The 14,281-nt window shown below is 67.7% G+C and carries 13 protein-coding genes; all 13 read right to left on the bottom strand.

What is annotated here, in order from left to right; genetic code table 11:
• Nucleotide 1: 1 nt before the first annotated feature.
• Nucleotides 2-460: a hypothetical protein gene (locus ACAG20_RS10385; protein WP_085084119.1), complete on the bottom strand. Its 459-nt coding sequence runs from the start codon at nucleotides 458-460 to the stop codon at nucleotides 2-4.
• A gap of 38 nt (nucleotides 461-498) precedes the next feature.
• Nucleotides 499-918, bottom strand: coding sequence for a hypothetical protein (locus ACAG20_RS10380; RefSeq protein WP_085084121.1), 420 nt, complete (start codon nucleotides 916-918; stop codon nucleotides 499-501).
• A 15-nt stretch (nucleotides 919-933) separates the two neighbouring features.
• Nucleotides 934-1,440 (bottom strand): hypothetical protein, encoded by a 507-nt coding sequence (locus tag ACAG20_RS10375; protein WP_085084123.1) that lies wholly within the window; start codon nucleotides 1,438-1,440, stop codon nucleotides 934-936.
• 17 nt (nucleotides 1,441-1,457) lie between these two features.
• Entirely contained in the window at nucleotides 1,458-3,008 is a 1,551-nt protein-coding gene (locus ACAG20_RS10370) for an MCE family protein (protein ID WP_370492470.1), read from the bottom strand.
• Entirely contained in the window at nucleotides 3,009-4,172 is a 1,164-nt protein-coding gene (locus tag ACAG20_RS10365) for an MCE family protein (protein ID WP_085084127.1), read from the bottom strand. It lies immediately after the preceding gene.
• Nucleotides 4,169-5,617, bottom strand: a complete 1,449-nt coding sequence (locus tag ACAG20_RS10360; RefSeq protein WP_085084129.1) for an MCE family protein — start codon at nucleotides 5,615-5,617, stop codon at nucleotides 4,169-4,171. Before ACAG20_RS10360 ends, ACAG20_RS10365 begins: the two co-directional genes overlap by 4 nt.
• The gene (locus ACAG20_RS10355; protein WP_085084130.1) at nucleotides 5,614-6,708 is read right to left on the bottom strand and encodes an MCE family protein; all 1,095 of its coding nucleotides are present in this window, start codon (nucleotides 6,706-6,708) and stop codon (nucleotides 5,614-5,616) included. The genes ACAG20_RS10360 and ACAG20_RS10355 overlap by 4 nt, the downstream gene beginning before the upstream one ends.
• 46 nt (nucleotides 6,709-6,754) lie before the next feature.
• Nucleotides 6,755-7,783: an MCE family protein gene (locus ACAG20_RS10350; protein ID WP_370492469.1), complete on the bottom strand. Its 1,029-nt coding sequence runs from the start codon at nucleotides 7,781-7,783 to the stop codon at nucleotides 6,755-6,757.
• Nucleotides 7,780-9,081, bottom strand: coding sequence for an MCE family protein (locus ACAG20_RS10345; protein ID WP_370492468.1), 1,302 nt, complete (start codon nucleotides 9,079-9,081; stop codon nucleotides 7,780-7,782). Before ACAG20_RS10345 ends, ACAG20_RS10350 begins: the two co-directional genes overlap by 4 nt.
• Before the next feature lie 63 nt (nucleotides 9,082-9,144).
• Nucleotides 9,145-10,311: a thiolase family protein gene (locus ACAG20_RS10340; RefSeq protein ID WP_370492467.1), complete on the bottom strand. Its 1,167-nt coding sequence runs from the start codon at nucleotides 10,309-10,311 to the stop codon at nucleotides 9,145-9,147.
• Complete coding sequence (locus tag ACAG20_RS10335) at nucleotides 10,308-11,555, bottom strand: OB-fold domain-containing protein (RefSeq protein ID WP_370492466.1); 1,248 nt, start codon at nucleotides 11,553-11,555, stop codon at nucleotides 10,308-10,310. The genes ACAG20_RS10340 and ACAG20_RS10335 overlap by 4 nt, the downstream gene beginning before the upstream one ends.
• A gap of 8 nt (nucleotides 11,556-11,563) precedes the next feature.
• Nucleotides 11,564-12,769, bottom strand: coding sequence for a CaiB/BaiF CoA transferase family protein (locus ACAG20_RS10330; protein WP_370492465.1), 1,206 nt, complete (start codon nucleotides 12,767-12,769; stop codon nucleotides 11,564-11,566).
• A complete protein-coding gene (locus ACAG20_RS10325) occupies nucleotides 12,766-14,268 on the bottom strand; it encodes an aldehyde dehydrogenase family protein (protein WP_370492464.1) in 1,503 nt (500 codons plus the stop codon). The genes ACAG20_RS10330 and ACAG20_RS10325 overlap by 4 nt, the downstream gene beginning before the upstream one ends.
• Nucleotides 14,269-14,281: the final 13 nt, after the last annotated feature.

The raw sequence follows: 14,281 nt of genomic DNA, 5'->3' as shown, positions 1-14,281 counted from the left end.
GCTACATCCGGACCAGCGCGAACGTCCAGGTGTTCACTCCCGCGGGACCGTTCATACAGCCCACGTCGAAATGGGATTCGACGACGCCGGCCAACGTGTTGGCATCCCAGGTGTAGGTGTCACGGGTCGGCATGGAGGGCCCGAACGGACAGTTCAGGCCGTTGGGGTAATCCGAGGTGAACGAGTACTGCCCGTTCACCAGCCGGGCGGTGCCGCCGTAGTATCCGCGGCCGAAGAAATGCGGCCGGTCGATCGCGCTGATCTGAACGCACCCGGCCGGCAGGTCATCGAATTTGCCGATCGTCTCGCACGGGTAGGCCGCCCACACCCAGGATGCGTCGGTCCATCGGTTGCTCAGCACGTCATAGTTGCCGTAGCGCATATCGGCCGCGGCGGGCGGCGCCACGGCCGTGGCAACCGCGAGCGCGCCGAGCGCTGCACCGACAGTGGTTCGCATCATGGGCCGAACTCCCTCGACTTGCCAGGACTGGTGTACCGCTACAGGTCTCCGCGACGCCACAACGACTCGCCATCGGCGACACAGGTCAAAAACAGCCCGTCGGGTGCCTGCGCCACCTCGCCGGAGTACTCGTCGCACTTGCTGTTCTCCTCCTTGACGCCGTGCATCTCCGGAGAGCGGAACCAGCGCGGCTCGTAGCGGCGCGGCGACGCGCAGTACACCAGCCTGCCCGGCAGTGTCGACGGCCCGGCAACAGCGGACCCGAAGACGAAGTAGGTGGTGTTAGAGCACGGCGCACCCAGCACAACATTCGGCGCGATTCCGGGTGTGCACGCCGGGACGTCGCACATCGGCACGTACGGGTCGGCACCCGCCGGCGCCGGGGGCGTCACAGCGGCGACCGTGCCCGCGGCAAGTACCGCCGCGACAAGCGCTTTCGTCATGTGAGTGGTCTGCATGGTCTTCCCTCCCGCCTAGAGCCGCTGCACGCTCAGCGGCATGAGGATCACCGTGGGCTGGTTGCGTCCGCACGCACCCGAGACGCCGATCGTCCGGTCGTAGCCGACCAGTAGGTCGATATTGCGTTTGTCGTACTGGCCGTTGAGGTCGCCGCCCTGGAACTGGTAGCGCTGCCGGCCCGGCGAGGTGGTGCCATCCGGGCAGGTCTGCCAGTTCTCGTGGAAGCGGTCGACGATCCACCGCGAGGTGCGGAATTCCAGCGGCGCGGTCCAGCCCTGGTCGCTGCTGACCTGGCCGGTACAGAAGTGCGCGTTCTCGCAACTGGAGCTGAACGTCCACACCGATGAGACGGTGGCCTCGTTCATGAATACCTCGTTGGTCTTGGCCCAGTCCCCCTTCGAGATGACCCGGTAGGGGCCATTGAGCTCGAAGCCCAGGGCGGCCTGCGCGGGCGGCGCCGGGGCGGACGCCACGACAAGGCCGAAAGCCGCTGCGGCGACGGTCAACTCAAGTGCGCGCATGTTTTGTCCTCCTTCGGCTAGGACGGCATCAGGTCGGTCCACGTCTTGGGACTCGATCCGGGCACCAGGTTCGTCTGCTGCTCGTAGCGCCCGTCGGGTGTCATGTATTTGCCCGTGTTCGGGTCGTAGGGCAGCACCGCGACCGATGGTCCCGGGCCGGCGTTCGCCGAGGGAGCCGCACCCGGTGCTTCCGGGGGCGGCGCCGGCACCACCGGCCGAGGGGAATCCGGCGACGTGCCAGACGGGGTGGCCCACGGCGGCAGCGGTGTGCCTCCGGTCGGGGCGAAGATCCGGTCGTTGAAATCGACCCGGTCATCGACCGGGATGCCCTGCTTGACCAGGTTCGGGTCGAACGGCATGGGGCCGGTGAGATGCTGGCGCATCGCGATGGGCACGAACCCCTTCGGGTCATCGCAGAGCTCGACCGTGGGCGCGCGCTTGCCCGGATGCTCGATACACGGGAAGTTGCGGGCGCCACGCACCGACACCGGTGAGTCCTGCGGCAGTTTGCAGTACAGGCCGTCGGGGGTGTCGATCGTGGTGGTGTCGGCCGGCGAGCGCCAGGATGACGGCGGCAGGAACCCGACGGTGCACGGGTTGGGGTCACCGAAGGTGAGGGTGAAGTCGCCCTGCGGCAGACCGGTCGGGTTGTTCTTGGGCAGCCCGAACGACTGTTGGGCGGCAATGTATCCGGGCAGCAGCACCATCATCTGTTCCAGCGACGGGTTGTAGACCAGCAACACCTGGCCCAAGGTGTTGAGGTTCGCCAGCAGGATCGGCAGGGTGGGTTTGAGATCCTGCATCAGACCGGACACTTCGTCGGCGAATCCGGGGCCGCGCTGCAGGATGGCGCGCAACTGCGGGTCGTTGACGGCGACTTGTTCGGAGATCCCGGCCACGCTGCGCGCCCAGGTCCGGATCGCATCGGTGCTTTTCTCCTGGGAGTCCAGCAGTGGCGCACCGTCGTCGACCAGCTTGCGTACCTTGTCCGAGACCCGGTTGGCGTCACCGCTGATGGTGGTCGCCGAATCCAGCAGTGATTGGAAGTCGTAGCCGGCCCCGTCGAAGGCTTGGAAGGTCTCGTCGAGCAGGCCACTGAGCCGGTCCTTGGGGATACTGTCGACCAGGGCACTGACCTGATCGAGCATCGGCCCGACCTGTTGGGGCACTTGCGTGTCGGACGCCGCGATCACCGAACCGTTCTGCAGGTAGGGACCACCGTCGCTGCGCGGCAGCAGGTCGACATACTGCTCACCGATCGCCGACACGCTGCGCACCGCGGCCACCAGGTCGGCCGGGATCTTCGGCGATCGATCCAGCGACAGCGTGGCACGCACACCGTTGCCGGTCAGCGCGACGTCGGTGACCGTGCCGATCTGCACCCCGTTGTAGGTGACATTGGAGAATCGGTACAGCCCGCCGGTCTCCGGCAGGTCCAGCTTGACCGTGACCCGGCCGATCCCGAGCAGGGTCGGCACCTGCATGTAGCCAAAGAGCATGGCTCCGACGCCGATCACCGAGGCCACCAGGAACAGGATCAGTTGGATCCGCACAAAGCGTGTCAGCATCTAACCACCGCCTTCCGAGCCGAGCGCGCCCGGCGGTAAGCCTTGGCTCGACGACCGCAGAATCGGCTCTTGCAGCGGGTCGTAAGAATAGTTCAGATACCACGGGTCACCGGGCGCCGGAACGAGTTTCGCGTCTTCGTCGCCCCACTGGGTGCCGGCGAACAGCGCCCGCTTGAGCCGCGGTTTGGTGAGGTCGAAGACGGCGAACAGGTTCAGGAAGTCGCCCCGCACGGCGCGCTCGATCGCATTGGGCCCGTACGGGAACGCGGAGGCGTAGGCCACTGCCGAGTTGAGCTCCGGGCCGATATCGGCCAGCGAACGCAACGCCGGTTCGATGTGGATGAGGTCGGAGACCAGTTGGTGCCCGGAGTCGTTGACCAGGCCGGCCGACAGGTCGCCGAACTGGCCGAGTTTGGTCATCGCGGTGACGAACTTGGGGCGCTCCTTGATCAAGACGTCGATGGCCGGCGGAATCTTGTCCAGCGCACGGTGGATGGTGTCGCGCTGTCCGGCGAAAGTCGTGGCCGTCCGGTTCATCTCACCGATGGCCTCGACGATGTTGTTCCGCTGCCGGTCCAGCGCACCGGTGAAGTTGTCCAGCCGGACGATCAGATCGCGAATGTCGGCTTCCCGTCCCGCCATGGACGCGCTGAAGTTGTGGATGATGTCACCGATCTGGCCGAGCCCGCCCCCGTTGACGATTACCGCCAGCGACGACAAGGTCTGCTCGGTGGACGGATAGGTCGACGAGTCGCTCAACGGGATGGTGGATCCGGAGGTCAGCCGCCCCGTCGGCTGCTGTCCGATCGGCGGATTGAGCGCCAGGTGCATCGAACCGAGCAGGCTGGTCTGCCCGACCGTCGCGACGGCATTGGCCGGGACCTCGACGCCGGGGTTGACCGCGATGTCGACGTTGGCATGCCAGTTGCTGACGGTCATCTTGCCGACGCTGCCGATCACCACGTCGGAGAGCAGCACCGGCGAATTGGATTCCAATGTCCCGACATTGGCCAGCTGCACGGTGAAATGCTGCGCCCCGGAACCGCGGCCCTGAACACCGGGCAGCGCCACCGAGTTCAGCCCGCCGAAGGCGCAGCCGGTCGTGGTGACGGCGACCAAAGCCGCGACCGCCGCGCCGCGCCGCAGGGAACGAAGACCGATCATGGCGTGGGCCCCCCTTCCGCGGGCAACGGACCGGGCGGCGGCCCGGGCGGCGGCGGACCGCCCGGCAGCAGCATCCCGTCGAACGTGGTCGGGCTCGGCAGCGGCACTCCAGGGTTCAGTGGCGGTGTCGCCGCGGCCGGCAGTCCGTCGGGCGCAAGGGAACCGCGCGGTTGCAACGGATCCGTCCATCCCGGCGGGGGTGGGACGTCGCCATGCAATCCGGTGTAGGCCGAGATCGACGGCTCTTGTTCCGGCAGGCTTCCCGGGTGCTCGGCGTGCGGCATCAACGCCGGATCGGTGTAGATCAACTTCTCCGGGCTGGCCGCCTTGGTCAGATACGGAGATATCGGCAACGGCATCCCGTTGAAATTCAGCAGCCGCATGGCCGGCCCGAGGTACCCCTCGCACAGCTTGCCGGTCTCCGTCGACGTCACGTTTCCGATCGCGCCGGTCATCGTGCAGATCGCCTGAACCGGGTTGCTGAAGTTGGCGAACGCAAACGAACCCACCGGGGTCCCGCTGGTCACGTTGTACATGTTGAGCGTGTTGGCGATCGCATTCGGGGTGATATGCAGAATATTGCGGATCGCGTTCTTCGAATCGGCCAGCGTCTGACTGACATTGGCCACGCCCCGCAGCGCCTCGGCGGTTTCGGCGCGGCTCCCCGCCACGAAATCCCGCACCGTGTCGATCGCGCCCGCGAAGTCGGTAAGAGCGGCATCCAGGTTGGATCGGCTGTCGTTGACCACACTCGTCAACGTGGCGAGCCGCGACTCGAACACCACGATCTGCTGATCGCTGTCACGCAGCGCCGTCATGAACGTCTGTAGGCCCGAGATGATGTCGACGATGTTGCCGCTGCCCTCGGCGAAGATCCGGGCCACGCCGGAGAGTTGCGCCAACGTCTCGCGCAGCTTGGCGCCGTTGCCGTCCATCGCATTGGCCGCGCTGTCGATGAAGCGCGACGCCGACGTTCCCGAAACACCGCTGCGCGGGCCCAGTTCCGCGGCAAGCCGGTTCAACTGGGTCTTGACCTCATCCCACTCGACCGGGACCGCGGTGTGCTCGCGCGGGATCACCGCGCCATCAGCGAGGGTCGGCCCATCGCCGCGGTGGTAGGCGGGGGTCAGTTGGACGAACCGCGCCGCTACCAGGTTGGGCGCGACGATGACCGCTTTGGCCGCAGCCGGGATCGGTACCTTGTGGTCGACGCGCAGGGTGAGCTTGGCCTGCGTGCCCTGCGGTTCGATGCGGTCGATGGTGCCGACCTTCACCCCGGCGACCCGGACCTCGTCACCGGGATAGATGGCGGTTGCGGTGGAGAAGTACGCGGTGATCCGAGTCGGTTTCAGGACGGTCTGACGAACCAGGATGCCGGCGCCCGCCAGCAGCAGCAGCGCCGCCAGGGCGACAGCCGCGATCCGCAGTGGTTTACGAGTCTTCATCGGGGCGGCAGGTCTCCTGGTTGCGGAATCCCATTGATCGGGAACGGCAGTTCGGCACGCGGCCCGGCATTGTCCGGCGGCTGTCCGGCGTCGACGCCGCGCCGGAAGCCGAAGATGTAATCGAGGAACGGCTGAAGCAGCTGCGGCAGGAACAGGTTCGGCACATAGGCGCTGTAGTAGGCCCCGTTGGAAACCGTCTCACCTTGGGTGAGTTCGTATTTCGCCAGGCCGGGCAGCGCCTTGGCCAGGTTGTCCCGGTTCTTCTCCAGGATCTTGTTCAGCTCGATGATCTTCGCCAGCGTCGGTTTGAGCTGGTCGTTGTTCTGGGCGACCAATTCGGACAGCTGCCGCGAGATCGCCGACGTGCTGGCCAGCAGGTTGACGATCGCCTGCCGGCGGGTGTTGAGCACGTCGACGAGACTGTCGGCGTCCAGGATCAGCGAGTTGATCTGCTGGCTGCGTTCGGAGAGCACACCGGTGAGCTCGGCGGCCGATTTCAGCAGGTCGGCAAGGCCCTCATTGCGGCTGTTCACCGCGCGGGACAGCCGGCTCAGGCCGTCGAACGTCGGCCCCAACTGGGGAGCGATCTGGTCGATGGTGTCCGAAAGGGTGTCCAGCGACCGGTTCAGCGACTCGGTGTCGGTGCCGCCGGTATTGGAGGTCAGTTCACCGACCACATCGACCAATGAGTACGGCGACGATGTGCGGGTGAGCGGGATGACCTCGAGCGGGCGCAGCTTGCCGCTGCCCGCCGGCTCCACCGTCAGCACCCGCTCGCCGAGCAACGACCCGGTGCGGATGTGCGCGGTGGTCTGCGAGCCCAGCGGGTACTTGCCGGCCAAGGTGAACGTCACCAGGGCGTCGCCGTTGTCGAGTGCGACATCGGTGACCGAGCCGACCTTGATCCCCGACAGCGTGACGTCGGCACCGGCGCTCAGGCCGCCGGCTTCGGCGAACTTGGCCTGGTAACGCACGCAGGTGGCCCACTGGATCAACTGCTCGGGCTGCAGTCCGATCGCGACGACGAAGGCTACGACCACAATGCCGATCAGGCCCATCCTGCTCAGCTGGCTGCCGCGGTATTTCAGCATCGGCGGGCCCCCCGCCGTAGGGGCGCGGCACCGGGCAGCACGGCGCTCAGTCGGTGTCGCTGCATCGGCCCTCCTCCGCTTTGATCCAGGGGAACACCGCCGTGCGGCCCTGGGTGTCGCTGACCCGGATCTGCACAGCGCAGAGGTAGTACTGGATGAACCCGCCGTAGGCGCCGAGGCGGATGGCCTTGCGGTAGTTCTCCGGCGCCTTCTGCAAGGACATATCCAGGCCGGCCAGGTCCGCGTTGATGGCGGTGGTCAACCGATCGACCTGAGTGATGGTGTTGGTCAACGGATCGCGCGCGTTGCCGAGCAGATCGGCCAGTGATGCGGTGCCGCGGTCCAGGGCCGTCACCGCGGTCCCGATCGGGTCGCGGTCGGCCGCCAAGCCGGCGACCAGTTTGTTGAGTCGATCGATCGCCCCGGAAAACCGCTTGTCGCCGTTGGACAGGGTGGCCAGCGTGGTGCGCAGTTGGTCGATCAGGGACTCGATCACCTGGTTGTTGTCGGCCAGCGAGCTCGAGAACGACGACGTCCGAGACAGCAGGGAGTCGATGGTGCCGCCTTGGCCCTGCATGATCTGGATCAGCGAGGCGGTGAGCGAGTTGACGTCCTGCGGATTCAGCCCGCGGATCACCGGCTTGAGGCCGTTGAGCAGCAGGTCCAAATCCAGTGCGGGCGCGGTCCGCTCCAGCGGGATCTCCGCGCCCACCGGCAACAGCCGGGTCGAGCCGGGCCCGTCCGTCAGTTCCAGGTAGCGGTCGCCGACCAGATTCAAGTAGCGCACCGAGGCCTGAGTGCCGGTGGTGAGCGAAATGTTGCGGTCAGCCTGGAATTTCACCAGCACCGTGCCGTCCGGGCGCAGCGCGACGCGACCGACCGTGCCGACCCGAACTCCGGCGACTCGCACGCTGTCGCCGGCCTTCAGCCGGGAGGCGTCGGAGAAGACCGCCTGGTAGCCCGCCGTCGGTCCGGTCCGGACCTCGGCGAAGATCGCGAATAAAAAGATCGTGGCCAGCACCATCACCGCGGCGTAGACGGCGAATTTGAGCAGGGGACCAAAGGGGCGTGTCATCCGGGCATCCCCACCTGGGCGCTGTTGCGCGGCGGCCCGCCGATCGGCCCGAACAGCGCCTGCTTGAGGCCGTCGGAGTTCAGCAGGATGCCCTGGTTGCCGTATTCGTACGGGTTGGCTCCGACGTCGGCGATCAACGCGGGCACCCGGTATTCGGGCGGTACGTCGGGCAGGCCCAGTTCCGTGCAGTAGGAACGGTCGGAGCGGGCCGCCACCTTCGGTAGGTGGTCGGGGTAGCGGTAGCGTTCCTTGGCCAGGGTGAAGCTGGCGGTGATGATGATGCCGGGGACGTTGAAGGGCGGGGATTTGGCGAACGGCACCAACCCGCCGATCGAACAGCCGAGTTCGTCGTGATACTTGTCCAGCAGTTGTGCGGTCGGCTCCAGCACCCGCGTCAGGTCGGTCAGTCCCTGCCGATTCTCGCCCAGGACCTCGTTGCCGGTATCGGCCAGGCCGATGGCGCTCAGCAGGAAGGTGTCCAGGCTGTTGCGCTCAGCCACGATGCTTTCACTCATGGTGCTGGTGGCGTTGAGCGCAGCGGTGAGATCGGGCGCCGCATCGGCGTAAGACCGGAACACCGGAGGCATCGTGGCGACCTCGTGTTCGAGGGTGTCCAGGCTGGGCTCGAGCTCTGCCAGTAGCTTGTCGAAGTCGGTCAGCGCCTGACCCAGTTTCTGCCCGCGTCCGTTGAACGCCGTCGAGACGGCGCTGAGCGTTTCGTTCAGCTTCTTCGGGTCGATCTTGTCCAACACCCGCACCAGCTGTTGGAACACCGTGTTGATCTCGACGGTGACGTGCTCGCCGGCCAGCACCTGACCGGCGTGCAATCTGGTCGCCTCCGGGTCCGGGGGCGCCACCAGCTCGACGGATTTGGCCCCGAACACCGTCGTGGAGGCGATTCGGGCGGTGACGTTCGCCGGGATCAGCCGCAGCTGGTCGGGTTGCATCTCCAGTCGCAGCACGGCGGTGCCATCCGCCAGCGGCTCGATGGACCCGACCTTGCCCACCTGGACGCCGCGCAGCTTGACCTTGGCGTCGGGGTACATCACCAGACCGGCGCGCTGGGACAGCACCGTGACCGGCACCGTGCGGGTGAAGCTGCCGCGGAACAGCGCGATCGGCAGCGCGACGAGCGCCGCGATCGTCAGGACCGTCAGCAGCCCGATCATCGGCCGCACATAGGCCGGCGACTCTCGCCGCTGGCCGGTGGGCCGATGCCGCCCTGCCGCATCCCCCCGTTGGGTCTGCTCGCCATGTTCCCGGTCCAGCGGTGGATCGGCGGTTGCCCCCAGCACCATTACCGCACCGCCGCCCGGTTATTGACGGTCACGTCAATGTGGATGGGAAGCGCCGCCGTGCCGCTAAACGCCATCGCCGCCCCCTTCCACGATGGTGACCGCCGCCACCGCAGTTGGCCCTCCGATGTTGTGCGCCAAGCCGATCCGGGCGCCATCGACCTGATTGACCGCTGTCCCGCGCAACTGCTCGAAGAGTTCTACGCACTGTGCCACACCGGTGGCCCCCGGCGGGTGGCCTTTGGACTTCAAACCACCGCTGGGATTGACCGGCAATGCGCCACCGACACTGGTCACCTCGGCTTCGAGCAACTTGTGGGCTTCGAACCGTTCGGCGAAGCCGAGGTCTTCGTAGCTGATCATCTCCACACCGGTGAAATAGTCGTGCACCTCGGCGACATCGATGTCCGACGGCGTCAGCCCGGCCATGGCGAAGGCCTGTTTGGCGGCGCGCAATGTCGCCGGAAACGTCGTCATGTCCCGTTTGTGCTGATGCATCACCGCGTCCAGACCCAGCCCCACCCCGCGGATCCACACCGGCCGATCGGTGAAGCGATCCACCACGTCCTCGGCGGCCAGCACCAGGGCGGCGGCGCCGTCGCTCTGCGGGGCGCAGTCGTACACCCCGAACGGGGAAGCCACCATGGGCGCTTCGAGGGCCTGCTGCATGGTGATCTCGAAACGCAGCCGCGCGCGTGGGTTACTGGCCCCGTGCCGGTGGTTCTTCACCGCCACCATCGCCAGGTGCTCGCGGGTAGCGGGCGACTCGTGCAGGTAGCGCCGTACATGCAAGGCGAAACCGGCCGGCGCGACCAACCCGAGCGGGTAGTCCCACGCCATGTCGCGCGCGGTTTCCTCCCAGGCCCAGAGCATGTCCTTGGTGGCGGTCTCCCGCAGCTTGTCGGCACCGATCACCAGCGCCACGTCGACCGCCCCGGACGCGACGCCGAACAACGCGTTGCGGACCGCGTCATTGCCGGTGGCGCAGGAGTTCTCCACCCGCGTGACCGGTAGGTCGGGCAGTCCCAAGGTGTCGGCCAGGATCCCGGACGGAAAGCCGTCGGTGGTGCCCAGCGCCCCGAACCAGGCCGCCTGCACATCGGTTTTGGTCAGGCCCTTGTCCACGCTGGCGGCACATTCGGCGAAGGCCATCGGCAGCAGGTCCTTGATGCCCAGCGCGAAGTGCTCCCGGAACGGCGTCATCCCGGCGCCGACGATGGCTACCCGTTTCATGCCACCGCCTCGGGTTGTTCCGACGGGTCGAAGGGCTCGAAGGCGTATCCGTAGTCGGGCACCCCGGAGCGCACCGCGATCCGGCGCAGCACCAGCCGGCCCCGGTCACCGATCCAGGCGCTGCCGGCCGGCGCTCCCGTCACCTTCACCAGCGCGCGGACCGCCACGTCATCGAGCTCGACGATGACCAGCGAGTAGGGGGTGGTCAGCCCGGGCACCGGGATCTGTACGGTCACCTCGGTATAGACCGTGCCGACGCGGGGCAGCTCCACAAGCTCGTAGTTGGTGCTCAGCGTCGAGTCCTCGCCGACGCGGTAACGCGGCGGGAAGTCGAGTTCGTCGCTGCCCGGGTGCTTGCCCGCCTCCCAGCGGACCTTGGCTTCGAAGGCACGCTCGTAGGCGGCCAGCGAGATCGGCAGGTCCGCGCCGGGAGTGTGCACCCGCTCGGGGACCGGCCGGGCCGCCGGTTCGTGCCGGTGCACCGGCGCCTCGCCTTCGACGACGGTGATCCCGGACAGGTTGGCCTGCTCGGCCGCCAGCAGCGGACCCACCGTCTGCGTCTCGGCCAACACCGCCAGCGCGAACAGCCCCGAGCTGGCACCGGTGGTCGGTAGCGGAGCGGGTTTACCGGTGCAGAGTTCGACCGCGCGGTCATGTTCCACCCCGGCGAGCATCACCGGCGTCTCCGCCCAGGCGGCCACCAGCGACGCCACCACGCCCCGCTCGTAGAGCAGTCGCGGGTCGCCGTAGTCGTGCACCACCCCGTCGTTGCGGGTGCGCACCGGCAGACTGCGGGCGATACGGGCTGCGGTCCGGATACGCAGTCCGTTCTCGGCGGTGAGCACCGCCGCGGCGCCGCTCCCATGCGGCGGTCCCAGCTTCGCCTCTCCTCCGTCGAGCCTCGCTGAACCGCCGGCCGGGTCCAGGTCGACCCCGATGATCAGGGTGCGCGGCCGGGCCGAGCTGAGCGCGTCCAGGGCGGCCGGGGCGCCGCCGAGACGCTCGACCACCTCGAGTTCGGGATCGAGGCCCAGGCCGGCCAGCAGCACCGCGGCGTTGCTGCTGTCGGTCAGCGGAAAGTCACGACTGACCACCACCAGGCGCTCCACCGCGCCACCGCCCGTCAACGCCGCACGGCCGGCCTCGACAGCCAGCGTGATGGCATCCTCGTCGTCACCGATCAGCCGGCGCTGGGGGGTTCCCCAGCACGGCAGGTAGGTACCGATCGAAGCTACGTGCGGCATCGCGTGGCCTAGGTGACCGCGCCGGCGGTCTTGAGTTCGATGATGCGATCCCAGTCCAACCCGAGTTCTTCCAGGATCTCGTCGGTCTGCTCGGCGAACCCGGGCGCCGGGCCGGCCGCCGGGGCGGCCAGGTCGAACTGCACCGGGTTGGCGACCAACTCGAGTTCGCCTGCCTGCACGATGTATTCGTTGGCACGGATCTGCGCGTCCTGGGCGGCCTGCAGGGTGTCCTGGACCGGTGCCCACGGTCCGGCCAGCGTTGCGAAGCGCTCACTCCACTGGGGCAGCGTCCGCTTGGACATCGCCTCGCGCAGGATTTCCACCGCCGCCGGGGTGTGCTCGGCGAACGACTGGGCGGTGGCGAACCGGGGATCGTCGATGTAGTCGTCGAGTTCCATGTGTCGGCACACATCCGCCCAGAACTTGGTGGGCTGCATCATGACGAACGAGATGTAGCGCTCGTCGGCGGTCGCGTAGACCCCGACCAGCGGGTTGATCGGCGAGCCGTGAACCCCGGGCGGCTGTTGGACCAGCCGCTCGCCCAGATGACTGGTCAGGGCGACGGTGTGGCCCATGGCCCACAGGCCGCTGCCCAGCAGGGACACGTCCACCACCGACGGCTCACCGGTGCGCTCGCGCTTGAACAGTGCCGCCGCGATACCACCGGCCAGATTGGTGCCCGAGATGGTGTCACCGTAGGCCGGTCCAGGCGGCGCGATCATGCCCTCGATACCGGGCGGGGTGATGGTCGCGGCGGTGCCGGCGCGACACCAAAAGGCGGTCATGTCGTAGCCGCCCTTCTCCGATTCGATACCGCGGGGACCCAGCGCGCTGCCCCGGGCGTAGACGATCTTCGGGTTGACCGCGCGGATGTCGTCGACGTCCATGGCGAACTTGCGGCGGTGACCGGGAAGGAAACTGGTGAGGAAAACGTCGGCGCGCTTTGCCAATTCGAGCAGCACCTCGCGGCCCTCGGGCGTCGACACGTCCAGCCCGATGCTGCGCTTGCCGCGGTTGGCGTGCTCGATGTTGGGGTTGGGGTCGCCCTCCACCCGCAGCATGCCGGTCTGCCGCAGCCCGCGCTGCGGGTCACCGGTCACCGCATGCTCGACCTTGATCACCTCGGCGCCCCACTCCGCCAGTACCGCACCGGCCGACGGGACGAACCCGTACATCGCGACCTCCAGGACGCGGACCCCCTCCAGTGGCCTCATTCGGCGGCTCCCACGGGTGCGGCGAAGGTCTTGGACTCCATGAACTCTTCGAGCCCCGCGACGCCCATCTCGCGGCCGATGCCGGACTGCTTGTAGCCGCCGAACGGCGCGTCCGGGCTGAAGTAGTTGCCGCCGTTGATCGAGAACGTTCCGGTGCGGATCCGGCGCGCCACGGCCACCGCCCGGTCCTGGCTGCCGAAGACCGCGCCGGACAGCCCATAGATCGAGTTGTTGGCGATGCGTACCGCGTCGTCGTCATCGTCGTAGCCGATGACCGCCAGCACCGGCCCGAAGACCTCTTCCTGAGCGATCTCGCTGTCCGGATCGACTCCTGTCAGCAGCGTTGGGGTGTAGAAGAAGCCGGGATCGACCTTCTCGCCCCCGGTCACCAGGGTGGCGCCCGCGGCCACCGCGCGCTGCACCATGCCGTCGACCTTGTCGCGCTGCTTGGCGCTGATCAGCGGACCCATATACGTCTTGGGGTCGGTCGGGTCGCCGTAGCGCACATGCGAGAAGTTGGTCTTGATCAGCTCGACGATCTCGTCGTGATGACTGTTGGGCACCAGCAACCGCGACGTCAGTGCGCAGCCCTGGCCGGCGTGGGTGACCATCGAGAACGAGGCGAAGACCGCGGCCATGTTGAAGTCGGCGTCGTCGAGCACGATCGCCGCGGACTTGCCACCCAACTCCAGGAAGACCCGTTTGAGCGTCTCGCTGGCCGCGGCCATGATCGCCCGCCCGGTCGGGGTGGAACCGGTGAAGGTGACCATGTCGACGCCCGCGTCGGTGGTCAGTGCCGCGCCGACCGCAGGGTCCGACGAACTGAGCACGTTGACCACCCCGGCCGGGATGTCGGTGTGGTTGGCGATCAGCTCACCGAGCGCCAGCGTGATCAGCGGGGTGTCCGGAGCGGCCTTGAGCACCACGGTGCACCCGGCGGCCAGCGCGGGGGCCAGCTTCGCCAAGGCCAGCTGGTTGGGGTAGTTGTAGGCGATGATCGCGGCGACCACGCCGGCGGCCTCTTTCTCAACCCAGCGGTGGTGCAGCATGCCGCGGCTCTCGATGTTGCCGAGGTCCTCGGTCATCGGATAGTCCTTGAGCAGATCGGCGTAGTAGCGCACGATCGCGATCGGCCCGTCCAGTTGTGCGCCCTGGGTCAATGCGGCGGTGGCGCCGACCTCGGCGATGGTCAACGCGGCGAATTCGTCGCGGTGCTCGATGAGTGCCCGGTGCAGCTGATCCAGACAGCGCACCCGCAGCGCGACGTCGGTGGCCCAGTCGCCGGTGTCGAACGCCCGCCGCGCCGCCTCGACCGCCGCCCCGGCCTGCTCGACACTGGCCTCGGGGGCGTAGCCCAGGACTTGCCCGGTAGCGGGGTTCAGCGAGGGGTAGGTCCGGTCCGCGCCCACCAGCTTGCCGTCGACCAGCAGGTGCCTGGCGGCGACGTGCTCAGCAGCCTGTCCACCGCTGGAGCCCGTTGCCGTGTCCTGCGAACCCATCCAAGCCTCCCGC

The sequence above is a fragment of the Mycobacterium sp. pW045 genome (genome assembly GCF_041287085.1).
GTDB lineage: Bacteria > Actinomycetota > Actinomycetes > Mycobacteriales > Mycobacteriaceae > Mycobacterium > Mycobacterium algericum_A.
The sequence above is the reverse complement of the archived record's forward strand: the minus strand, read 5'-3'. Positions and strand labels throughout refer to the sequence as shown.